The organism is Streptomyces sp. NPDC040432, assembly GCF_055595445.1.
On sequence record NZ_JBVIVP010000001.1, the window covers coordinates 358536 to 380095 of the forward strand.

19 protein-coding genes are annotated in these 21560 nt (G+C 74.2%); 10 read left to right on the forward strand and 9 right to left on the reverse strand.

Annotation, left to right across the window (positions count from 1 at the left end; translation table 11 throughout):
• Positions 1-71 precede the first annotated feature (71 nt).
• Positions 72-989, reverse strand: coding sequence for an NADP-dependent oxidoreductase (locus tag ACZ58N_RS01675; protein ID WP_471155191.1), 918 nt, complete (start codon positions 987-989; stop codon positions 72-74).
• Positions 990-1407: 418 nt separating this feature from the next.
• Here ACZ58N_RS01675 and ACZ58N_RS01680 point away from each other — a divergent pair, with 418 nt between their 5' ends.
• Positions 1408-2754, forward strand: a complete 1347-nt coding sequence (locus ACZ58N_RS01680; protein ID WP_471154288.1) for an ROK family transcriptional regulator — start codon at positions 1408-1410, stop codon at positions 2752-2754.
• A gap of 17 nt (positions 2755-2771) precedes the next feature.
• Here ACZ58N_RS01680 and ACZ58N_RS01685 read toward each other — a convergent pair whose 3' ends face one another.
• Positions 2772-3509, reverse strand: a complete 738-nt coding sequence (locus ACZ58N_RS01685) for an SDR family oxidoreductase (RefSeq protein ID WP_471155193.1) — start codon at positions 3507-3509, stop codon at positions 2772-2774.
• Between the two features lie 123 nt (positions 3510-3632).
• Here ACZ58N_RS01685 and ACZ58N_RS01690 point away from each other — a divergent pair, with 123 nt between their 5' ends.
• Entirely contained in the window at positions 3633-4124 is a 492-nt protein-coding gene (locus tag ACZ58N_RS01690; protein ID WP_471154290.1) for an RrF2 family transcriptional regulator, read from the forward strand.
• Between the two features lie 72 nt (positions 4125-4196).
• On the opposite strand, the gene ACZ58N_RS01695 is transcribed toward ACZ58N_RS01690, so the two are convergent.
• Together ACZ58N_RS01695 and ACZ58N_RS01700 are read right to left on the reverse strand one after the other, a co-directional pair.
• Positions 4197-6437 carry a SpoIIE family protein phosphatase gene (locus tag ACZ58N_RS01695; RefSeq protein WP_471154292.1) on the reverse strand — a complete coding sequence of 747 codons (2241 nt, stop codon included), beginning with the start codon at positions 6435-6437 and terminating at the stop codon, positions 4197-4199.
• A gap of 161 nt (positions 6438-6598) precedes the next feature.
• The gene (locus ACZ58N_RS01700) at positions 6599-7387 is read right to left on the reverse strand and encodes an SDR family NAD(P)-dependent oxidoreductase (protein ID WP_471154295.1); all 789 of its coding nucleotides are present in this window, start codon (positions 7385-7387) and stop codon (positions 6599-6601) included.
• Positions 7388-7497: 110 nt separating this feature from the next.
• On the opposite strand from ACZ58N_RS01700, the gene ACZ58N_RS01705 reads away from it, so the two are divergent.
• Positions 7498-8100, forward strand: a complete 603-nt coding sequence (locus ACZ58N_RS01705) for a TetR/AcrR family transcriptional regulator (RefSeq protein WP_471154297.1) — start codon at positions 7498-7500, stop codon at positions 8098-8100.
• Between the two features lie 147 nt (positions 8101-8247).
• Entirely contained in the window at positions 8248-9036 is a 789-nt protein-coding gene (locus ACZ58N_RS01710; protein ID WP_471154300.1) for an SDR family NAD(P)-dependent oxidoreductase, read from the forward strand.
• A gap of 86 nt (positions 9037-9122) precedes the next feature.
• Here ACZ58N_RS01710 and ACZ58N_RS01715 read toward each other — a convergent pair whose 3' ends face one another.
• Positions 9123-11060: an ATP-binding cassette domain-containing protein gene (locus ACZ58N_RS01715; protein ID WP_471154303.1), complete on the reverse strand. Its 1938-nt coding sequence runs from the start codon at positions 11058-11060 to the stop codon at positions 9123-9125.
• A 387-nt stretch (positions 11061-11447) separates the two neighbouring features.
• Between ACZ58N_RS01715 and ACZ58N_RS01720 the strand changes: the two genes are divergently transcribed.
• Entirely contained in the window at positions 11448-12308 is an 861-nt protein-coding gene (locus ACZ58N_RS01720) for an SDR family oxidoreductase (protein ID WP_471154306.1), read from the forward strand.
• A 157-nt stretch (positions 12309-12465) separates the two neighbouring features.
• Here ACZ58N_RS01720 and ACZ58N_RS01725 read toward each other — a convergent pair whose 3' ends face one another.
• Complete coding sequence (locus ACZ58N_RS01725; RefSeq protein WP_471154308.1) at positions 12466-13542, reverse strand: RNA ligase (ATP); 1077 nt, start codon at positions 13540-13542, stop codon at positions 12466-12468.
• Positions 13543-13798: 256 nt separating this feature from the next.
• Between ACZ58N_RS01725 and ACZ58N_RS01730 the strand changes: the two genes are divergently transcribed.
• The 4 genes from ACZ58N_RS01730 to ACZ58N_RS01745 all read left to right on the forward strand — a co-directional run bounded on the left by ACZ58N_RS01730 (position 13799) and on the right by ACZ58N_RS01745 (position 17904).
• A complete protein-coding gene (locus ACZ58N_RS01730) occupies positions 13799-14542 on the forward strand; it encodes an SDR family NAD(P)-dependent oxidoreductase (RefSeq protein ID WP_471154310.1) in 744 nt (247 codons plus the stop codon).
• Positions 14543-14779: 237 nt separating this feature from the next.
• Entirely contained in the window at positions 14780-15430 is a 651-nt protein-coding gene (locus ACZ58N_RS01735; RefSeq protein ID WP_471154312.1) for an HAD family hydrolase, read from the forward strand.
• Positions 15431-15587: 157 nt separating this feature from the next.
• A complete protein-coding gene (locus tag ACZ58N_RS01740) occupies positions 15588-16484 on the forward strand; it encodes an alpha/beta hydrolase (protein ID WP_471154314.1) in 897 nt (298 codons plus the stop codon).
• Positions 16485-16671: 187 nt separating this feature from the next.
• On the forward strand, positions 16672-17904 hold the full coding sequence (locus ACZ58N_RS01745) for a serine hydrolase domain-containing protein (protein ID WP_471154316.1): 1233 nt from the start codon (positions 16672-16674) through the stop codon (positions 17902-17904).
• 25 nt (positions 17905-17929) lie between these two features.
• On the opposite strand, the gene ACZ58N_RS01750 is transcribed toward ACZ58N_RS01745, so the two are convergent.
• The 3 genes from ACZ58N_RS01750 to ACZ58N_RS01760 all read right to left on the reverse strand — a co-directional run bounded on the left by ACZ58N_RS01750 (position 17930) and on the right by ACZ58N_RS01760 (position 20779).
• Positions 17930-18667, reverse strand: coding sequence for a peptidoglycan-binding domain-containing protein (locus ACZ58N_RS01750; RefSeq protein ID WP_471154319.1), 738 nt, complete (start codon positions 18665-18667; stop codon positions 17930-17932).
• 161 nt (positions 18668-18828) lie between these two features.
• Positions 18829-19149, reverse strand: a complete 321-nt coding sequence (locus ACZ58N_RS01755; RefSeq protein WP_471154321.1) for a hypothetical protein — start codon at positions 19147-19149, stop codon at positions 18829-18831.
• A gap of 112 nt (positions 19150-19261) precedes the next feature.
• Complete coding sequence (locus tag ACZ58N_RS01760; RefSeq protein ID WP_471154324.1) at positions 19262-20779, reverse strand: MFS transporter; 1518 nt, start codon at positions 20777-20779, stop codon at positions 19262-19264.
• Positions 20780-21043: 264 nt separating this feature from the next.
• Between ACZ58N_RS01760 and ACZ58N_RS01765 the strand changes: the two genes are divergently transcribed.
• A complete protein-coding gene (locus ACZ58N_RS01765; protein ID WP_471154326.1) occupies positions 21044-21556 on the forward strand; it encodes a hypothetical protein in 513 nt (170 codons plus the stop codon).
• Positions 21557-21560: the final 4 nt, after the last annotated feature.

Genomic DNA, 21560 nt, shown 5'->3' on the forward strand with positions numbered 1-21560 from the left:
GCCGCCCGCACCCTGCCGGGCGGTGCGCGGTCGCGCGTCCGGGGAAAGGCGGGCGAGGGGACGCGGGGATTTCAGACGTCGATGACGATCTTCCCGGCGGTGTGGCCGTCCTGGTTGAGGGTGAAGGCGGCGGCCAGCTCGGAGAGCGGGAAGGTCCGGGCGACGGTGACCGTGAGTCGCCCCTCGTCGGCGAGGCGGCCCAGGGCGGCGAGGTCGGAGCCGACGGGCCGAACCCACATCCACTGGCCGCCCGCGCCGAGGACCGTCTGGTCGGCGATGGAGGCGTGCCGGCCGTCGTCGGCGAGGACGGCGCGGGTGACGTCGAGCACCCCGCCGACGAAGTCGGCGACGACGTCGACCCCGTCGGGGGCGAGACCGCGGACCCGGTCCGCGAGGCCGTCCCCGTACGCGACCGGCTCACAGCCCAGCTCCCGCAACCGGTCGTGGTTGCGGGGGGAGGCGGTGCCGATGACGCGGGCGCCGAGGGCGCGGGCGATCTGCACACCGAGGGATCCGACGCCGCCGGCCGCCCCGTGGATGAGGACGGTGTCGCCCTCCCGGGTGCGCAGACGGGTCAGCAGTTGGAAGGCGGTGAGCCCGGCCAGCGGCAGGCCGGCGGCCTGCTGCCAGGACAGTGACGCGGGCTTCGGCGCCAGGGCCCGTACGGGCACGGTGACGAACTCGGCGAAGGTGCCGCCGTGCACCCAGTCCTTGCGGGCGTAGGCCATGACCTCGTCGCCCGCCGCGAACTCGGGGGTGTCGATGCCGACGCGTTCGACGGTGCCGGCCACGTCCCAGCCGGGGACCACCGGGTACACGACGTCCATCAGGCCGTCGAGGCCGCCCGACATGATCTTCCAGTCGACCGGGTTGACGGACGCGCACCGGACCCGCACGAGGACCTCGCCGGGGCCGACCTTGGGGACGGGCAACCGGGTCTCGGAGAGCACCTCCGTCCCGCCGTACGTCTCGTACGTCATCGCCCGCATGGTGGCCTGGGTGTCCTCGGACATGCGCCTCGCCTCTCCGTGACCTGGTGGAAGCATCCCTTCCGCGTGCCTTCCTCATCCCACCACGAAAGGCGGCACCCCGCCCCGGCAGGCGGGGCGGGGTGCCGCCCGCGGCGCGGCACGGCGCCTCGGGCGACGCGGATCGACGCGGATCGAGGCAGGGCGGCCGAGCGGGCTGCGGCAATGGCCGGCGTGCGGGTGCCGGGCCAGGGGGGCTCCCCCGCCGGCACAGTCGGCCGCGCGTGGCGGCCGGCAGGTGCAGGGCGCTGCCCCGGTGGCAGCGGACGGACTGGGACCGCCCCGTTAATTCAGGACATGAGTTAAGCCTCGGGACAGGGTCGCGCCAAGGGGTCGCGCAGGAGTATGTTGCGAACGAAGTCACGGCGGAAGGGGCCAGATGACCACGGGGCGTGGCGGACGTACGGTGCGGGACCTGCGGCGAGGCAACCGCAGCGCCGTACTGCGACGGTTGTACTTCGGCGGGCCGATGAGCCGGCAGGAACTGGGGCCCGCGACCGGACTGAGTTCCGGATCGGTCAGCAACGTCGTCGGCGAGCTCGTCGCCGACGGGCTGCTGGAGGAGGCCGGGATCGTCGATTCCGACGGCGGCCGGCCGCGCACCCTGCTGCGGGTGGCCCCCGGCAGCGCACACATGATCGGCGTGGACGTCGGCGAGACCCGGGTGCGGGTCGAACTGTTCGACCTCGCCCTCACCGAACTGGCCCGGGCGGAGCTGCCGTTGCTGCCGCGCGGCTGCTACGACGTCGGCCCGATCGTCGACCACGTACGGACGGGCATCGCCACCGTCCTCGCCGATGCGGGGGTCGGCACCGAGCGGCTGCTGGGTGTCGGCGTCGGCGTCCCCGGGATCGTCGACCACGAGGCTCCCGGCGGGACGGTGGTGCACGGGCAGACCATCGGTTGGGACGCCGTGCCGCTGGAGGCGCTGCTGCGCGCGACGAAGGCGGTCCCGGAGGAGGTCCCGTACCTCATCGACAACGGTGCGCGGACCCTCGGCCAGGCCGAGATGTGGTTCGGGGCGGGTCGGGGCGCGCGGGAGGCCGTCGTGGTCCTCTTCGGGTCGGGAGTGGGCGCGAGCCTGATCACCGACGGTTCGGGCACCGCCCTGGAGTGGGGACACCTGACGGTGTCGGTGGGCGGCCGGCGCTGCCGGTGCGGGGCGCGGGGCTGCCTGGAGGCGTACGCCGGGGCCGAGTCGGTCCTCGCCCGCTGGGCGGAACGGGGCGGCGGACCGCCTCGTCCGGAGGGCGGCGCGGCGTACGGCGACGGCGACGGCCGGACGGTCGGGGCCGGCGGGTGCGTCGAGCCCGACGAGGAGGAGGCGCTGTCGGCGCTGCTCGGCGCGGCGGGCGCGGGGGACGCGCTCGCGCTGGCGGTGCTGGAGGAGACCGCGGAGTACCTCGGCGCCGGCCTGTCGGACGTGATCAACCTGTTCCGGCCGGAGCGGATCCTGATCGGCGGCTGGGCCGGCCTGCTGCTGGGCCCGCACATCCTGCCCGCCGTCCGGGAGCACGCGACGCGCTACTCGCTGCGGCACCCCGCGGCCCGGGTGTCCATCGACCTCGGCTCCCTGGGACCGGACGCCGTCACGGTGGGCGCGGCGACGCTCCCGCTGTCGGCGTTCTTCGCGGTGGGCGGGCGCCGGGCCCTGCCGGAACCCCCCGTCGAACAGCCGGGCTGGCAGACCGCCATGGAGGTCCGCGGCGGCACCGGCCGGGGCTGAGCCGGACGCGTCCGGCCTCAGCGGGAGCGCAGCCAGTCCTCGTAGCGGGTCGGGGCGAGGCGGGCTCCGGGACCGGCCGTGAGGACGTCACCCTCGACGACGGCGAACATGCCGGCCCGCTCGTCGGTGACGACCGTGCGGTCGTCGTGTCGGAGAGCGAGCGTGAGGCGGCCGAGTTCGTCGAGCGGGAAGACGTCCGGACCCGCGACGTCGAGCGTGTCGTTCAGCGGTGCGGCGGTGGCGACGTCGGCGAGGGCCGCGACCACGTCGGCCGTCGCGATGGGCTGGACCGGGGTGGCGGGCAACCGTACGGTCCGGTCGTCGGCGGTCCAGGACATGACGGCGTCCACGAACTCGAAGAACTGGGTCGCCCGCACGATCGAGCAGGGGGTGGGGCCGCCCTTCAGCAGCTCCTCCTGGAGGGTCTTCGCGCGGTAGTAGTCCAGCTGCGGCACCCGGTCGACCCCCACGATGGAGAGGATCACCTGGTGCCGGACGCCCGCGCGCTCCCCTGCCGCCAGCAGGTTCCCCATCGTGGTGCGGAAGAAGGCCGGGGAGGCCTCGTCGAACGTCGGGGAGTTGCTCACGTTCACCACCGTGTCCGCACCCGCGAGCGCCTCGTCGAGGCCGGCGCCGGTGAGCAGGTCGACGCCGGTCGACGGGGAGGACGGCACCACGTCGTGTCCGGCGGCGCGGAGGCCGGTGACGAGCTGGGAGCCGATCAGTCCGGTGCCGCCGATGACCGTGATCTTCATCATCGTGTCCTTCCGTGAACCGAGCGCGACTCCCTGCCGGCCGCAAACTCGGACAACTCATGTCCGAGATGATACTCGGATAGTCTGTGTCCGAGTCAAACGGAGGGGCGACCGGGAGGGCGCGTGAAACTGTCCGGAGGCGTGGAGTGGGCGCTCCACTGCTGTGTCGTGCTGACCGCGGCGAAGGAGCCGGTACCGGCCGCCCGCCTCGCCCTGCTGCACGACGTCTCGCCCAGCTACCTGGCCAAGCAGATGCAGGCCCTGTCCCGGGCCGGCCTGGTGGAATCCATCCAGGGCAAGACCGGCGGATACGTCCTGACCAGGGCCGCTTCCGAGATCAGCGTTCTCGACGTGGTGCAGGCCGTCGACGGTGCGGGACCTGCGTTCGTGTGCACCGAGATCCGGCAGCGGGGTCCGTTCGGCACGCCGCCCCGGGACTGCACGAAGCCGTGCCCGATCGCCCGTGCGATGGCCGCCGCCGACGAGGCCTGGCGGGCGTCGCTGCGGGAGGTTTCCGTCGCCGATCTCGTCGGTTCGGTGGAGCGGGACAGTGGCCCCGAAGCCCTGCCCGGCATCGGCGCGTGGTTGGACTCGGCGGGCGGCTCCCGGGGCTGAGGGCCCGGGAACCGGCTGCCCGCCGCAGCGGGTGCGGACGCCTCCCCGGGAGGCCCCCGCGCCTCCCTCTCCCTACGGCGTCCGTGCCGCCGTCTCCGCACGCCGGAGCAGGAGCAGGGCGATGTCGTCCGCGCGGGGGGCCACGTGTTGGGCGTGGGCGACGAGGGCGTCGGCGAGGGCGCCGACCGGCTGCCCCTGGGACAGGTGGGCCGCGGCTTCGCGGATGCAGCTGTCGAGATCGCGCCCCGGCGTTTCGACGAGTCCGTCCGTGTAGAGCGCGAGGAGCATGCCGGGCGGGAACGGGATCTCGGTGCTTTCGTAGACGGCGTCGGGATCGATGCCGAGGAGGATCCCCGGGCGCAGGTCCAGGGTCCGGGCGGGCCCGGTGGGGTGCTGGAGCAGGGGCGGCGGGTGGCCCGCGGTGGCCAGGCACGCCGTGTGGCGGGCGAGGTCGATCTGGACGTACAGGCAGCTCGTGAAGAGTCCCGGATCCAGGTCGGTGAGGAGCCGGTTGGTTCGGGCGAGGACCTCCCCGGGCGGGGCCCCGGCGGTCGCGTGGACGGCGGTGCGGACCTGCCCCATCAGCGCGGCGGCGTTCACGTTGTGTCCTTGGACGTCGCCGATGGTGGCGGCCACGGTGGTGCCGTCGATGCGGATCAGGTCGTAGAAGTCGCCGCCGACATCGAGGCCGTGGGCGGCGGGCAGGTAGCGGGCGGCCACGTCCAGGCCGGGGACGCGGGGCAGGACGTGCGGCAGCAGGCTGGTCTGCAGGCTGCGCGCGAGCCGGTGCGTGGAGTCGTACAGCCGCGCCCGGTCCAGTGCCTGGGCGATCAGCCCGGCGAGCGCGGTGAGGACGGCTCGCTCGCCGGGGACGAACGGGTGCGGGTGCCGGTAGGCGAGGACCAGGGATCCCACCGGGCGACCCGAGGCGATCAGCGGGAGGAAGGCCCAGGCCGACATGCCGTCCTGGATGACCGCGGTGGGGTAAGCGGCCAGCAGTTCGTCGGGAGTGGCGTAGAAGAGGGCGCTGCCGGTCCGAAGGACCCGCGTGGTCGCCGTGCCGGAGGCCATGGGTTCGCCGTCGAAGCGGGCCATCAGTTCGGCGGTGTAGCCGCGGAAACCCACGATGCGCAACCGTTGTTCGTCGACGACGAGCAGCGCCATCGCCTGCGCGCCGAGGGCGGGAACGAGCTGGTCCGCGGCTTGGTCGACGACGTCCTGGGCGTGCGCCGCCTCGGTGAGGGTCGCCGCCAGGTGCATGAGTTGGTAGAGGGCCGTGGCGCGGCTCGGCAGCTGCGGCCCCTCGTCGGGGTCGGTGTCCCGGGCATCGCTCGTTTCCGCGTCCGCGGCGGTGATCCGGACGCTGATGCCCGAGCCGTCCGGGTGCAGCTCGAAGCGCAGGTTCCGGTCGGGCGGTCGTACGGCGACGAAGGTGCGGGACATCCGGCTGATGGCGGCGGCCCGGTAGTGGTCCTCGATCACCGGGGTGTCCATCCAGGGCAGCGCCTCCCAGGGGAGGGCCCCGATGAGGTCGGCCGCCGGGGCGCCGAGCAGTTCGGCGGCCTCGGTGGTGAGGAAGGTGATCCTCCCGTTGAGGTCGAGGGCGCAGCTGCCGCCGGGGAGGCGGCGTACGAAGGCCAGTCCGGCCGCCGCCTCCACGGGACCGGGTGTCGGCGGGGGCGGCGGCTTCATGATCACGGGCTGGGCGGCCGCGGTGATCGGACGCCCGGTCTCCTCCGCCTCCCGCAGGACCTGGGCGAGGCGCCGGCATCCGGCGTCGATCGCATCCCGTTCGGCGGGCGCGAGCCGGGGCGCGTGCGAGCCGGGCCACAGCAGTACGAGACCGGCCGCCGCGATCGCGCCCCCGGGCCGGGAAGGGGTCGGGGGGCCGGCGGGGGGCGGCGCGGTGGGGGCCGTGGAGGTGGCGGTCGTGGGGGTCGGAACCTCGCCCGACGGGGCCGGCGTCGGGGTCGTTGCGATCGGGGCCGCCGCGAGGGCGAAGGCGTAGGGAAGGACCAGGGCGAGCCGGGGGTAGCGACGGGCCGTCTCCTCGCGTCCCCCGAGCCAGACGAGGCGGCCGTCGCGGGCGGCGTCGGCGACGGGGATCCGGTCGTCGAGCCAGACCCGCGACCAGGGCGCCGCGAGGTCCCGGGCGACTCCGCAGGTCAGGGCCAGGTGGAGAACTCGTCCGGCGGGCTCGGCGAGGTAGAGCATGCCGGTGGACGCGCCCGTGGCGCGGACCACGGCCTGCAGAGCCGTTTCCAGGGGTCGTCCGGCCGCCGGATCGTCGGGGCCGGCAGGTTCTTCCGGCACCCTCCCATGGTCCCCCATGCCCTCCGGGTCGGGGCGCCGGAGCGTCCCCGGCGGCCCCCGGATCCCGCCTGCGAGGCCGGACCCGGAGCTGCAACGTCCGACTCGCGCTTCGAGGCCGCCTCACGCATTCCACCGCAGGGCTCACGCCTGCGGCGCTCGGCTCAGGCCTTCAGGGCCCGGCCCGCCACGGCCAGGGCGAGGCGGCGCGGGGCGAGCCCGGAAGCCAGGGCGGACAGTCGGTTGCCGAGGCCCGCTACGACGCTCGGCGGGGTCGAACCCCGCTCCAGGGCGCGGCGGGCGGTGGTGACGACCTGCTCGGCCGTGGCGACCTTGCCGACCACGGCGTCCCGGCTGCCGACCACGTCGAAGAACTCGGTGCTCGTCGGCCCCGGGGACACGGCGAGAACCCGCAACCGGGACCGCCGGGTCTCGTACGCGATGGCCTCGGTGAAGCTGAGCACGAACGCCTTGGTCGCTCCGTAGACCGCCATCGCCGGGGTGGGCTGGTAGGCGGCGGTACTGGCGAGGGTGATCAGCGCACCCCGGCCGTCGGCCACCAGGTCGGGCAGGAAGGCCCGGGTCAGGCCCGCCACCGCGGCGACGTTCAGCTGGATCATCCGGTCGACCTGCTCCGGGTCCTGGTCCAGGAAGGCCCCGTGGCTGCCGAAGCCGGCGTTGTTGATCAGCGTCTGCACCCGGATGCCGCGGGCTTCGAGCTCCGCGTGCAGGGCCGCGCCCGCGCCGGGGAGGGACAGGTCGGCGGCCAGGGCCGTGGCCCGGATGCCGTACCGCTTCTCCAGGTCCCGGGCGAGTTCTTCGAGCCGGTCCAGGCGGCGGGCCACCAGCACCAGGTCGGCGCCGCGCTCGGCCCATTGGCGGGCGAACTCGACACCGAGTCCCGCGCTCGCCCCGGTGACGAGGGTCACCGTACCCCTGTACGTCATCGACATGTCGGTTGCTCCAGTTCCGGTCCGTGGAAGGGTTGCGCCATAATCAATGTAGGCATCGACATCATTGTAGTCAATGACAACATTGCAGGATCGAGAGAGGGGAAACCGTCTTGGCCGCCGACGGGTCGTACCACCACGGCAATCTCAGGGCCGCCCTGCTGACGCGGGCGGAGGTCGTCCTCGCCGAGACCGGGGCGGAGGGCCTCAGTCTGCGCGGTCTGGCCCGCGACCTGGGCGTGAGCCACGCGGCGCCCTCCCGGCACTTCCGCGACCGGCAGGCCCTCATGGACGCCCTCGCCGTCAGCGGCTTCACCACCCTCAACACCCGGATGCGCGCGGCGGCCGACTCCGCGGACCCCCGCCCGATCGGGGCACGCATGACGGAACTGGGCCGTGCCTACGTGGACTTCGCCGTCGCGCACACGGCGCTGCTGGACCTGATGTTCACCGTCAAGCACGCCGACGGCTCCAGCGAGGAACTCCGCGAGCTCGGCCGGGAGAGCCTGCTGATCGTCGCCCGGTTGCTGGAGGAGGGACAGCGGTCGGGCGCCGTCCGCGCGGGTGACCCCGAACGCCTCGCCCAGGTCGCGTTCTCGACCGTGCACGGCCTCGCGACGCTCGCCGTGGCCTCGCTCCTCGACGACACCCCGCTGTCCGAGGCCACGGATCTTGCCCTGGACGTCCTGCTGGCCGGGCTGCGCCCGGGCGACTGATGGGCCGGCCGGCCCATCGGCAGGACGACGGATCCGCACAGAGGTGATGAATCCGGCAGCGCGGGGAAGTCGGAAGGGGACGGCGGCGACGGAACCGCACCCCCCGACAGGCAACCGCAGGCAACCGCAGGCAAGGCAGGTACAGGCGTGCTCATCGACCTCTCCGGCAGGACCGCGCTGGTCACCGGATCCACTCAGGGAATCGGCGCGGCCATCGCGTCGGGGCTGGCGGGCGCGGGTGCCCGGGTGGCCGTCAACGGTCGCAGCCGGAAGTCCGTGGACGAGGCGGTGGCACGACTCTCCGCCGGGGGCGGCGAGTTCGTCGCCGCCCCGGGCGACATCTCGACGGAGGAAGGGGCCCGCGCCGTCTTCGACGCCGTCCCGGACGCCGACGTCCTCGTCAACAACCTCGGGATCTTCGGCGCGCGGGCCGCACTGGAGATCCCCGACGACGAGTGGCGGCGCTACTTCGACGTGAACGTCCTCACGGCCGTCCGCATGATCCGCCACTACCTGCCCGGCATGATCGAGCGCGGCTGGGGGCGCGTGCAGAACATCGCCAGCGACTCGGCCGTGGTCATCCCGGCCGAGATGATCCACTACGGGATGTCCAAGACGGCCCTGCTCGCCGTGGCGCGCGGGTTCGCCAAGGAGGCCGCCGGTACGGGGGTGACCGTGAACTCCGTCATCGCCGGTCCCACGCACACCGGGGGCGTCGAGGACTTCGTGTACGAGCTGGTCGACCGGAACCTCCCCTGGGACGAGGCGCAGCGCGAGTTCATGCGACTGCACCGGCCGCAATCGTTGATCCAGCGGCTGATCGAACCGGAGGAGATCGCGCACATGGTGGTCTATCTGGCCTCCCCTTACGCGTCGGCCACGACGGGGGGCGCGCTGCGCGTGGACGGCGGGTACGTGGACTCGGTCCTCCCGTAGCGGAGGCGGCGCGCGGAGCGCGACGGGCCACCGGGGCGGTGTGAGGACCCGGGTCCTCGCACCGCCCCGGGCCGGGGCCGGTCGGGCTACCGGTCCTGGGAGAGCCGGACGAGTTCCGCGAAGGAGCCGTCCAGGCGTACGAGTTCCTCGTAGGTGCCCTGTTCCGCGATCCGGCCGGCGTCCAGGACGATGATCCGGTCGGCGAGTCGGCAGTTCTCCATCCGGTGCGTGACGATCACGGTGATCCGGTCGTCCTTCATGTCGCGCAGGCCGGAGAAGACCATGTGCTCGCCGCGCGGGTCCATGGCCGAGGTCGGCTCGTCCATGACCAGCAGGCCGGGCCTGCGGTGGAACGCCCGGCCGCAGGCGAGGCGCTGCCACTGGCCGCCGGAGGGCTCGTGGCCGCCCCAGAACGAGCGGGCCAGGAGCGTGTCCAGGCCGTCGGGGAACTCCTCGACGTTGGCGCGCATGCCGACGGCGTCCAGGGCGTCCCACACGGCTTCCTCACCGCGCGGGTCGGGCCGTCCGAGGGTGATGTTCTCCCGGGCGGAGAAGGGCCAGTGCCCGTACGACTGGGTCACGAGGCCGACGTGCTGCCAGGCGGTGCGCTGGTCGGCGTCGGACGTCGGGACGCCGTCCCAGGAGACGTTGCCGGACGTCGGGGCCGTCAGCGAGGTCAGCAGCCTGATCAGGGTGGACTTCCCGGCGCCGTTCTCCCCGATGACGGCGACGACCTCGCCCCGCGACAGCGTGAGGGTGATCGGACCGAGTGCGGGCGCGTCCTTGCCCGGGTAGGTGTAGGTGGCCCCTTCGAGCCGGATCTCCTGCGGGGCGTTCTCCATCACCTGCGGGCCGCGCGGACCGGACTTCTCGGCCGCCTCCTCCACGAAGGCGGTGTAGTCCCCGAGGTAGAGGGCGTGTTGGAACATGGCCGCGCCGTGGACGACGAGCTGGGAGAGGGCCGCGGTGGAGGTCCGCATGGCGACGATCGCGGTGCCGGCGGCGGCGATGGCCATGTATCCGCCGACGACGAGCCCGGCGAGGGCCCCGTACGTCGCGACGACGAAGATCCCCGACGCGGCGGCGGCGACCAGGTACACGGTGAGGTAGCGGGGCGCGGAGCTGACCATCCGGGAGTCGATGCGTTCGCAGACGGCCTCGTACCAGTGGTGGGCGTACGGCCGCATGCCGTTGCCGCGCAGCTCGTCGGCGAGCTTCGGGGTGGTCAGGTGCCAGCGCATCATGTGCTTGATGTTGCGCGAGGCGATGGTCTGGTTGTGGAGGCTGTAGTCGAGGCGTGCGGCGTGGACGGAGCCGAGGCCGCGGGGCACCACCGACAGCAGGAGCAGGGGCAGCAGGACGGGGTGGACGACGGCGAGGACGGACGCGACGGCGAACATGTCGATCAGCCCACCGGTGAAGCCGAGCGCGTCCTGGAGCAGCATGGCGGAGCGGGCGGATCCGGTCTCGGCGGCCTCGGAGCGTTCGGTGAAGTCGGGGGCGTCGTAGGCGGCGAGTTCGACGTCCATGTGGGCGTCGACCATGGCGAGGTCGGCGAGGGTGGCCATGCCCGGGTTGAGGCGGCGGGCGGCACTGCTCGCCGTGATGGAGGCCAGGGCCCCGAGCGCGGTCATCGCGGCGGCGATGACCAGCGGCCAGGCCGCGGCCGAGATCCGTTCGTGGACGCCGTCGCCTGCCAGCAGCGGGATCATCGCCCGGGAGATCGCGGCGAGGGCCGCCGCCGTGCAGATCCCGCCGAGGATCTGGGCGGCGACCAGGACGTGGAACGCGGTGCGGTTGACGGCGAGTGCGAGCCGCGCGGTCTGCCGGAGGGCGGACGGCACGCGGCGGGCCATCCGCCCGAGCGACAGGGCCTCCATGGTGTCGTTGTGCCGGCCCCAGGTGTACGTGAACTCCGGCGGTGCGGGGGCGACGGGTGCCGGCGGTGCGGGGAGCACGGGGGTGGGGGGACCCGACTGGGGTGGTACGGCGGACTTCTCTTTCGCGGCCTGCTGCTCGGACATGCCCGATCTCCTTCAACTGGCTTGCAGTGGAGCCCTGTTCCGGTGACCGCACGCATGCCGGGGAAGCCCGGGTCCACGATGGTGTGGAGGGGCGGCTGCGCGGTCGCGGGAACTGGAGGAGTGAGTACAGCGCAGGGCGCCGGCCGGAGCAGCGGGATCTGGCCGACCTCGCCACGACGCCCCCCTTGGCGCCGCCGCTGATCGTGTTCGGGAGCCGCCGGGCTGCCGGGCCGCCCCGACCCCGAGGTTGGCCGGAACCGACCGCTACGGGGGTTCCGCGCCCGGAAACCACTTGCGACTGCAGGGAGTTGGCCGCGGCTCCTTGACGGCGGGCCGGGCAGCTGTCCGGCCCACGGAGGGGTGCCTCGTTCGCTACCGTGTCGGCGTATGACGGTTCTGATCATCGGCGGCAGCGGATTCCTGGGCACCGAACTCGTCCGCCAATCCCTCGCGGCCGGGCACGGGACGGCCGCGACGTTCGCGTCCCGACCGGGCACGACGGCAGGGGTCGCGTGGCATCACCTGGACGTGCGCGACCCGGTGCGGGTCGCCTCGGTCATCACCGAGGTGGCCCCCACCGTCGTGGTCAACGCGTCCAGCGGCCAGGCCGATTGGGCGATCACCGCGGACGGCGCCCTCCGGGTGGCGCTCGCCGCCGCCGCGGCGGGGTGCCGTCTGGTGCACGTCTCCAGCGACGCGGTGTTCTCCGGCGCGCGCGTCCACTACGACGAGACGTGCGCCCCTTCGCCGCTGACCCCCTACGGCGCGGCGAAGGCAGCCGCCGAAACGGCGGTCCGGATCCTGCTGCCGGGGGCCGCGGTCGTCCGCACGTCGCTGATCGTCGGACACGGCCGGTCGGGCCACGAACGCACCGTCCACGCCTTGATCGCCGGCACCCGCGACGGGGTCCTCTTCACCGACGACGTCCGCTGCCCGGTTCACGTGGAGGACCTGGCCGCGGCCTTGTGGGAGATCGCACTGTCCGAACTGGCCGGCACGTTCCACATCGCCGGGCCGGACGCCCTGAGCCGTCACGAACTGGGTCTGCTGATCGCCCGGAGGGACGGCCTCGACGGCGCGCGGCTGCCCTTCGGTCGACGGACGGACACCTCCCTGCCGGGCGCCCTCGACGTACGCCTCGACAGCCGCGCGACCCGGGCCCGTCTGCGCACCCGCGTCCGCGGGGCCCGCACCTTCCTGCTCGGAGAGGGGAACGCCGGGCACCGGGCGTCGGCCTCGGTGACCTGACGGAACTCGGCACGCCCCCGCGGATCCGAGCGGTCCCGTCCGAACGGTCGCGGCCCGCCGACCCCGCCGGCGGATCGCGCGGGCTCGCGGCCGGGTCGCTCCGGGCCGGCCGGGGGCGGTCGGAGCGACCCGGCCGCACCGCGATCCGGCCCGGCCGTCACTCGAACTCGGTGCCGCCCTTGCGGGTCAGGTAGGCCGGGCTGATCGCCTTCGCGATGGCGCGGCCACCGACCACCGGGCTGTAGCGCTCCGGGACCGGGCGGATGACGACGCCCTCCCGCAGGTGCAGGTCACCGCCCGAGACCGTCTCCCGGCCGGAGGCCAGTTCCAGCACGGTCTCCAGGGCGTAGGGTCCCTCGAAGAGCCGCGGCACCAGCGGCAGTTCGCCCTCCTCCAGGACCTGGCCGGGGTCCAGCCAACGGACCTGCCCGTCGATCTCCGCCGACACGTCGAAGACGGCGTATCCGGGCGGCGCATCGGCGGCGTTCCCCCTGGCCCCGTACGGGAGGTCCTGCACGCCGGTGCCGTAGACCTCCGCGAAGACGCCGATCCGGGTGGCGCCGAGCCGCCGGGCCAGCCGCGCCGCGACCTCCGGCACTCCGTGACCGCGTACGGCACGCCAGTACAGGTTCCGCTCGTCCTCCTTGAGCGCCAGCCCCTTGGAACCGAAGCCCTTGGAGGACACGATGACCCGCTCGGTCTCGACCACGTACGTCATGAGGCAGGCCGTGCCGTGGAGCTTCTCGGTCAGGACCACGGTCTCGCCCGGCTCGAAGATCTGCGGATAGCGCTGAAGGTTCTCGATGTCCACCCAGGGCAGCAGTTCGGGTGCCGATTCGACGTCACCGTCCATCGTCGTGGGAACGGGTGGCGACCACTTGACGATGCCCAGCAGCTCGGCGAAGTCGGTGCCCTCCTCGGCGGCGGACGCGAGGTCCACCCCGTCGAGCGCCCGGGGACGGCACACCAACCCCTGCGACAGTTCTCCGCGCAGCCGGACCGCCTTGACCCGGTCGGCGGAACCGCCGGCGAGCCGGCCCGTCAGCCCCAGCTCCTCGATCAACCCGGCGGGCAGTACGGCCTGCTCCGGGATGTAGAGGGCGAAATCGCCGGTGCGGTAGGAGTCCTTGGCAACGACGGCTCGGTAGAGGCCCACTTGGGCCAGTTCCAGCGCATCGGCGTTCGGGTGGTCGTGGACGGTCAGCTCTTCGACGGTGACGCGCAGAGTGGACATGGGACGGCTCCTCGGTTCCGGTTCCGGTTCGGTCCGGTCCGGTGTGGTCGGGCGCGGGGAAAAGGGCATGGTCGTGGTGCGGGTGAAGTAGGCCCGGATGAGCACGAATCGAGCCGGCGCGCCGGCGGGACCCCGCCCCTCCCCCGCTGCGACCCCACTCTCCACGCCGGCATTTCCGCTGGTCCAGCGGATATCCGGGTGTTAGCCTGCGCCGCGCCCGGGGGGTGGTTCCACGCGGCTCGCACAGGAGGTTCGTATGGCACGTCGGCCCGTCACGATCATCACCGGGGGCAGCCGCGGCATCGGCGCGGCGACCTGCCTTCGGCTCGCGGGTGAAGGCCACGATCTGGTGCTGGGATACGCCCGGGACGAGGCCGCGGCGGAAGCCACGGCCGAGCGCGTACGGGCGGTGGGGGCGCGCTGCGTGACGGTGCGCGGAGATGTGTCCGAGGAATGCGCCGTGGAACGGCTCTTCGACATCGCGGGCGCGGAACTGGGCTCGGTCACCGGCCTGGTGAACAACGCCGGTGTGACCGGCCCGCTGGGCCGTCTCGTGGACGCCCGGACGGACGACCTCCGGCGCGTGGTGGAGGTGAACCTCCTCGGGTACCTGCTCTGCTGCCGCCGGGCCGCCCGGGACATGGCGGCCGGCGAGGGCGGGGCGATCGTGAACGTGTCCTCGGCCGCCGCGACCCTCGGCAGCCCCGGCGACTACGTCCACTACGCGGCCACCAAGGCCGCCGTCGACACGCTGACCATCGGCCTGTCCAAAGAGCTCGGTCCGGACCGGATCCGGGTGAACGGGGTATCGCCGGGCATCATCGAGACCGACATGCACGCGGCCATGGGCGACCCCGACCGGCCCGCCCGCGCCGCCGCCGGGATCCCGCTGGGCCGGGCCGGTCGGCCCGAGGAGATAGCCGGAGCCGTCGCCTGGCTGCTGTCCGAGGACGCCTCGTACACCACCGGCGCCGTGTTGCGGGTGGCCGGCGGCCGATGACCCAGGGCCTGTCGTCAAAGTCCCGTCGTCGCCCGGAGGGCGGCCTCGCGGTGTCCGGTGCGTGCTCCCGGCGTGCCGGGCGGAAGCCCGCGTACCGGACGTACTCGGGCTTTCGCCCGGTGCGGCGGGAGTGCGTGCCGGACACCGCGAGGCAGACGGGAGTTCGACGACAGGTCCTAGGGGCGGACCCACGACGGGGTGGCCGGGAGCACCGGGCGGCCCGCCTATGCTGCGGAGATGATCAAGCCGATTGAACTCGTCATATTCGACTGCGACGGAGTGCTGGTCGACAGCGAACGCATCGCCGTGCGCGTCCAGGTCGCTCTGGGAGCGGAGCTCGGCTGGTCCTTGACCGAGGCCGAGGTCATCGACCGGTTCATCGGGCGTTCCGGTGTGTCCATCCGCGAGCAGGTCGCCGCGCGGCTCGGCGAGGAGACTTCCGTCCTGTGGTGGGAGAGGTTCGAGCAGCTTCACCGGGAGGCCGTGGAAACGGCGTTGTCCCCCGTCGAGGGGCTGCCCGAGGCGCTCGACGCGATCACCCTGCCGATGTGCGTCGCCTCCAGCGGCTCCCACGAGAAGATGCGCCACACCCTCGGCCGCACCGGCCTCCACGAGCGCTTCGCGGGTCGCATCCACAGCGCCTCCGAGGTGTCCCGGGGCAAGCCGGCACCGGACCTGTTCCTCTACGCGGCGCAGCGGATGGGGGTCGACCCCGCCGCGTGCGTGGTCGTCGAGGACAGCCGGCCGGGCGTTCTGGCGGCGCGTGCCGCGGGCATGCGGTCCTTCGGCTACGCCGGCGGGCTCACCCGCCCCGAGCAGCTCGAAGGCCCCGGCACCGTCGTCTTCGACGACATGCGCGAACTGCCCGCTCTCATCGCCGGGGGGTGACCACCGGGCCGCCGTGCGGGCGCGGGTCCCCGCGTCGACGTCGACGCCGGTCTCGCGGCGCCGTGCGGGCGCGGGCGCCGTTCGGCGCGTGATCGGCGGGCAATGCCCGACGGGTGGCGGGCGACCCGGGGCGGGCGGGACCGTGAGGATGGTCGCCATGGACCCCGAACTCGAAGCGTTCGTCGCGCTGTTCCCCCGCACCGACCTCACCGATCCGGTGACGGCCCGCAAGAGCTTCGCTGAACTGGCCGCCGCCGTACCCGCCCCGGACCTCACCGACATCGACGTCGAGGACCTGACGGTGCCCGCCGATCCTCCGGTCCGGGTGCGCGTCTACCGCCCGCGCCGGGCTCGGGGCGCCGTCGTCTGGATGCACGGCGGCGGATTCCTCCTGGGCGACCTGGACACCGAGCATCCGTGGGCCGGCCGGATAGCCGCCGGATCCGGCGCCGTGGTGATCTCGGTCGACTACCGGCTCGCCCCCGAACACCCCTTCCCCGCCGCCCTGGACGACACCTACGCCGTCCTGGGCTGGGCCGTCGAGAACGCGGCCGAACTCGGCGTCGACCCGGACCGCATCGCGGTGGGCGGCCACAGCGCGGGCGCCAACCTGGCGTCCGCCGCGGCGCTGCGGGCACGCGACGAGGAGGGGCCCGCGGTCCGCTTCCAACTCCTCAACCAGCCGGGGCTCGACGACCGGCAGGACACGTGGTCGGCGCGCAACTTCACCGATACGCCCTGGTTCCACCGGGACAAGGCAGCCGCCGGGTGGCGGCACTACCTCGGCGGCCGGCCCGCGACCCCGTACGCCGCCCCGGCCCGCGCCGAGGACCTGTCGGGGCTGCCTCCGGCCTACATCGCCACCGCCGAGTTCGACCCGAACCGTGACGAGGGCCTGACGCACGCGCTGCGCCTGCTCCGGGCGGGGGTGTCGGTCGAGGTCCACCAGTGGCCCGGCACCTTCCACGGTTCGCAGGCGATCCTGTCCGCGGAGATCTCCCAGCGGCAGAACGCCGAACTCGGCGCCGCCCTGCGCCGGGCCCTGGCCGACTGAGCCCGGCCGGCCGGTTCCGTGGCCACCGGCCGGCCCGGGAGGCCCACCGACGACGCCCCGATCCGCCCGAACACCCTTTTCCCGCAGGCACACCCGCGCGCCCGCGCACCCATGCGCTCGCATCCGCACGCACGCCCTCACGCACCCGGACACCCGAACACCCGGACATCGACCGAAGGACGGACCCATGCAGCTCCGCTCGAAGATCCGACTGGCGCTCTGCGCCGGCGTGGCCACGATCACCGCCTGCGCCGGTACGGTGGCGGCGGCGCCCTCCCCGCATACCGCGACCACCGGCACCACCCGTATCGACCCCGCGCAGCTGCGGTCCGCCCTCGACGGCGTCCACCGCGCGGGCGTACCGGGGGTGTTCGGCGAGGTGCGCGACGCCGCCCGGACCTGGCGGGGCGCCTCCGGGGTCGCGGATCTCACCACCGGGCGCCCCGTCGCCGTCGAGATGCGCCAGCGCGTCGGCAGCATCACCAAGACGTTCACCGCCGCCGCGATCATGCAGCAGGTCGAGCGGGGGCGGATCCGGCTCGACGCTCCCATCGGCGACCACCTGCCCGAACTGGTACCGGGGGAACGCGGCAGGAAGATCACGGTCCGGATGCTGCTCAACCACACCAGCGGCCTCCCCGACTACATCGTCCACGCGTTCCCGTCCCTCCAACAGAACGCGCCCACGAGCCTGGACGACAACCGGTTCCGGCAGTTCCGACCGGCCGAACTGATCGCGATGGGCTTGGCTGCGCCGCCCTCGGGTGAGCCCGGGGACCGCGTCGGCGTGTACTCCAACACCAACTACCTGCTCCTCGGCGAGCTCCTGGAACGGGTGACCGGCACCACCGCCGAGCGGTACATCACCCGCAACGTCATCGAACGCGCCGGCCTTCGGCACACCGGTTTCCCGACCGGGCCGCGCCTCGACGGGCCCCACCCGCGCATGTACGAGGCCATGTACGGCCTGATCGACCCGCCCCGCGACTACAGCGTCTACGACGCGTCCTGGTTGGGAACGGGCGCCGCCCTCGTCTCCACCATGGAGGACCTCAACCGTTTCTACGGCAAGCTGCTCGACGGCAGGATCGTCAGCCGGTCATCGTTGGAGCAGATGCAGCGCACGGTTCCGGTGCGCGCCCTGGACGGTTCGACGATCGAGTACGGCCTCGGCCTGCACAAGGTCGACATCGAGGGTTGCGGCACGTTCTGGGGGCACGACGGCTCGGTCTGGGGAGCGAGGACCGTGTCGCTGACCCGGTCCGACGGCGCACGTCAGCTGTCGGTCGCGGTCAACCTGGAGCGCTGGAACGAACGTGACTCAGCGGGGGTCCCCCAGCCCCACCCCATCGACGACGCCCTGTCGACCTTGCGCCGACGGGCGCTGTGCGGCACCGCGGCTTCGACACCGGCGCCGTAGGGCCTGCTCGGCCGGGCCACGGGGATCACCCGAAGGCGGCGCGGGTCGCCGGTCCGTAGACACCGTGCGGATCGCCCTTGATGCTGCGGTCCCGCTGCAACTGGGCCACGCCGCGCTCGGTCTGCGCGTCGTAGACCCCGGTCGTCGAAACGTAGGTGAACCCCTGTCCGTGGAGCCGTTCCTGAAGATCGCGCACCTGGGCGCCCCGGTCTCCGGGGCGGAGGGTGCCGGGGGTCGCGGGCGACGGCTTCGCGGCGGTCGGGGGCGGCGTCCGGGGCGGTGCCGGGGTGGGGGTGGGCGGCGACGTGGGGAGCGCCCCCGCCGCGGGACCGGCCGGGGTGGTGGCGGGGGTGCCGGACGCGGATCGGGAGGGTGTGGTCCCGACCGGGGTGTGCGGGTCGGTGGTGCCGTCGGCGCCCGGGCTGCGGGCGGGCAGGACGGGAACGGACAGGTCCGGCGGCGGGACGGCCCGGGCGGGCTCCGGTTCGGGGGAACGGAGCAGCACCACGAGGGTGCCCGCGGCGGCGAGCGCGAGCAGCGCGAGCACCATCAGGGGCCGCCGGTTGCCGCGCCGCCCCTCGGCGGTGGACGCCTGACCCTCCGGGGCACCCACCGGGGCGGGTACCCGTACCGGTGCCGTCGACGGGCCGAGCGGCCAGGCGGGGGTCGTGGCGGGGGCCGGGTCCGCGGGCGGGGTGACGTACGGGCGGACGAGCAGGCGGTCGTCGGGAACGGTTCCGCGCTGCTCGGTGTGGTGCGACACGCTGGTCTCCGGACTGGGGGCGTCATGCGGACGGGCCGACGGGGGCGCCGGGAGGGAGCCGCCCGGGGGCCGGTCGGGGGCACTGGCGGGCGGCTGCCCGGCAGCGGAGGAAGAGAGGACGGGATCAGCCGGCGGTGCGGTACCGACCCCCGGCCGGCCGGTCAGGCCCCGCGCCGCCGGGCGACCGGGACCGTGTCCGATCCGCCGGACGGCACCGGGGTCCCGCCGCCGGGGAGCGGGGCCGCCGCGTCCCGGCCGGTCGGCGCCGGCGAGCGCCCCGCGGCCCGTCCACCACCGGGGACCCCGCGGTGGGTGCCGGCGGCCCGGGGCCCGCCACCGAAGTCCGCGTTCCCACCGACCGCGACGACGCCGTTCGAGCCCCGGGCCCGCCGGGCGTCGCCCTCGACGACATCCCCGCGGGAACGGCCGGTACCGAGGAGCCTCAGGGCGGGGGCGGGCAGGGGACGGACGGACATCGACATGTGGGGTATCTCCGAGGGCAGCCCTTACGGCGGTTCTTGATCGGACTCTTTCCCTCCGGGACCACTCCGGTCAAGCCGGATGCCCGATCCGCCCCATTCATCCCCGGGTGCGTCAGTGGTCGGCCGGGGACGCGTTTCCGGGGCGCTCGCGCACCGGCTCGACCTGCCCGCCGTGCCGGTGGTCGGGGACTTCGGTGACGGGCGTCGCCGGGTACCGGCGGGCGGCGGCCACCGTGAGCGCCGCGAGCAGCATGAGGGCGGCGCCCGTCAGCGGGGCGGCGGCCACGGAGACCCGGTCCACCACGAGGCCGCCGGTGAGCGCGCCCGCCGCGATGGCGAGGTTGAACATGGCCACCATCAGGGAGGAGGCCGCTTCGGTCGCCTGCGGTGCAGCCTTGATCATCCAGCTCTGCAGGCTGACGGAGACCCCGCCGTACACGAGCCCCCAGACGAGCAACAGGGCGGTTCCGACGGGGGCTCCGGGCAACACGGCGATCAGCGTGAGGACTACGGCCAGGGTGGCGCCGACCGCGAGCAGCGTACGACGCGGGTCGCGCGGCCCGGCCACGAAGTTCCCGGCGACACCGGCGACCCCGTAGCCGAGGAGGAGAGTGCTGATCGAGCCCGGCGCGACCCCGGAGACCTCCCGCAGGACCGGGGTGACGAAGGTGTAGGCGGCGAACTGCCCCGTCACCACCAGGAACGTGACGACGACCCCGGCGCGGACGCCGCGGTTGTGGCGCAGCAGGGCGGGCAGTTCGGCGAGGGCGACGGGCCTGGTCGGGGGGAGCGCGGGCAGCAGGAGGAGCAGGGCGGCCAGGGTGACGACGCCGAGGGCGCCGACGGCACCGAACGCCGCTCGCCAGCCGCCGAATTCTCCGAGCAGCGTTCCCGCGGGCACGCCGAGCACGGAGGCGGTGGGAACGCCGCCGAAGATCACGGCGGTGGCCCGTCCGACGTGTCGGGCGGGGACCAGCCGGACGGCGAGCCCGCCCGCCACGGCCCAGAACCCGCCGACGCTGATGCCGACCAGCAGCCGGGCGGCCAACACGACGGCGAAGGACGGCGCGACGGCGGCGACCAGGTTGGCGACGGCCATCAGCGCGATCAGCAAGCACAGGACGTGACGCCGGTCGACGCGGGCGGCGCCGACGGTGACGAGCGGGGCGCAGAAGCCGGCGACGAGTCCGGGGACGGTGACCATCAGCCCGGCGGTCCCGTCGGACACCCCGAGCGCGGCCCCGACGGGCGTCAGGAGCCCGACGGGCAGCAGTTCTGAGGTGATCAGGCCGAAGATTCCCAGCGACACGGCCGCCACGGCCGCCCACCCCTTCACGGCCCCCGCCCCGGCGGCCGACCCCCCGGCGGATTCACGGTCCGGGCCGGTGGCGCGGCCGGGGCCTCCGTCCGCGCCGCCGTCGGTTCCGACGTCGGAGCCGATGCCCGAGCCGGAAGCGGAGCCGGCGCCGGGATCAGAACCGGTTTCGGGCTCGGGCCCCGTTTCGGGCTCGGGCCCCGTTTCGGGATCGGCCACGGAACGGGGCTCGGGATCGGGGGTGTTGGGCGCGGCGGCGAAGGGCATGTGCGGGGCTCCGTACGGGTGGGCGGTCCGGCGGAGTGCACGCGGCACGGTGGCGCCGGGCTCCGGGGGTCGCGCCTCCCCCGTCACCAGCGCCGCCGTGTGGTGCCGCCGGCGGTCGGGCCCATTCTGCGGCGGTGGCCACCGGTTCGGTCCCGCCGTGCGGAGTCGATTCAGCAACGGCCCGCATCGGACACCCCGGTCCCCCGGGACCCGACCGGCACCCCCTGCGGGCCCACCCCGTACCCGACCCACCGTCACCCGGACGCGTGAGGTTCGCCCTCGGCGGGCCCCGGACTGCGGCATGGTGGTCGGATGCAGTTACGCCGGGCCACCCTGCCCCTCTCCCTGCTGGCTCTCCTCGCGAGCGCCGGCTGCGTCTCCGTCGGCCAGGAGTCCGGCGCCGCCGGCCCGGTACGCGGTTCCACGCCGCCGCTCGGCCGGCAGGACGCTCCCGAGGGGCGTCGCCCCGATGACGGCCCGCCCGCATCGCTGCCCCTGAGCCCGCTGCCCGACCCGGAGCCCGCCGCCCCGGACCCCGGAGCCGGGCCGGACGACCGGCCGCGAGGGGAAGTGCGGGACGACGTACGGGAGGACGCCCGCGACGCCCCGGCCGCCGCTCCGCGCACCCGCAAGGCGGACCCACCCGCCCGCCGGCACGCGAAGCCGACGGCGCCCCGGCGCGCTCGGCCGGCGCAGCCCACGCCGCCGCGTGTTCCCCGCCCGGCAGCCCCGCGGCTGCCCCGGGGCGAGGAACTGTGCGCCGCCGCCGAGGGCACCGTCCCACCGTCGGTCGTCGACCTGTGCGTGCGCCAGTACGGCCGCTGACCGA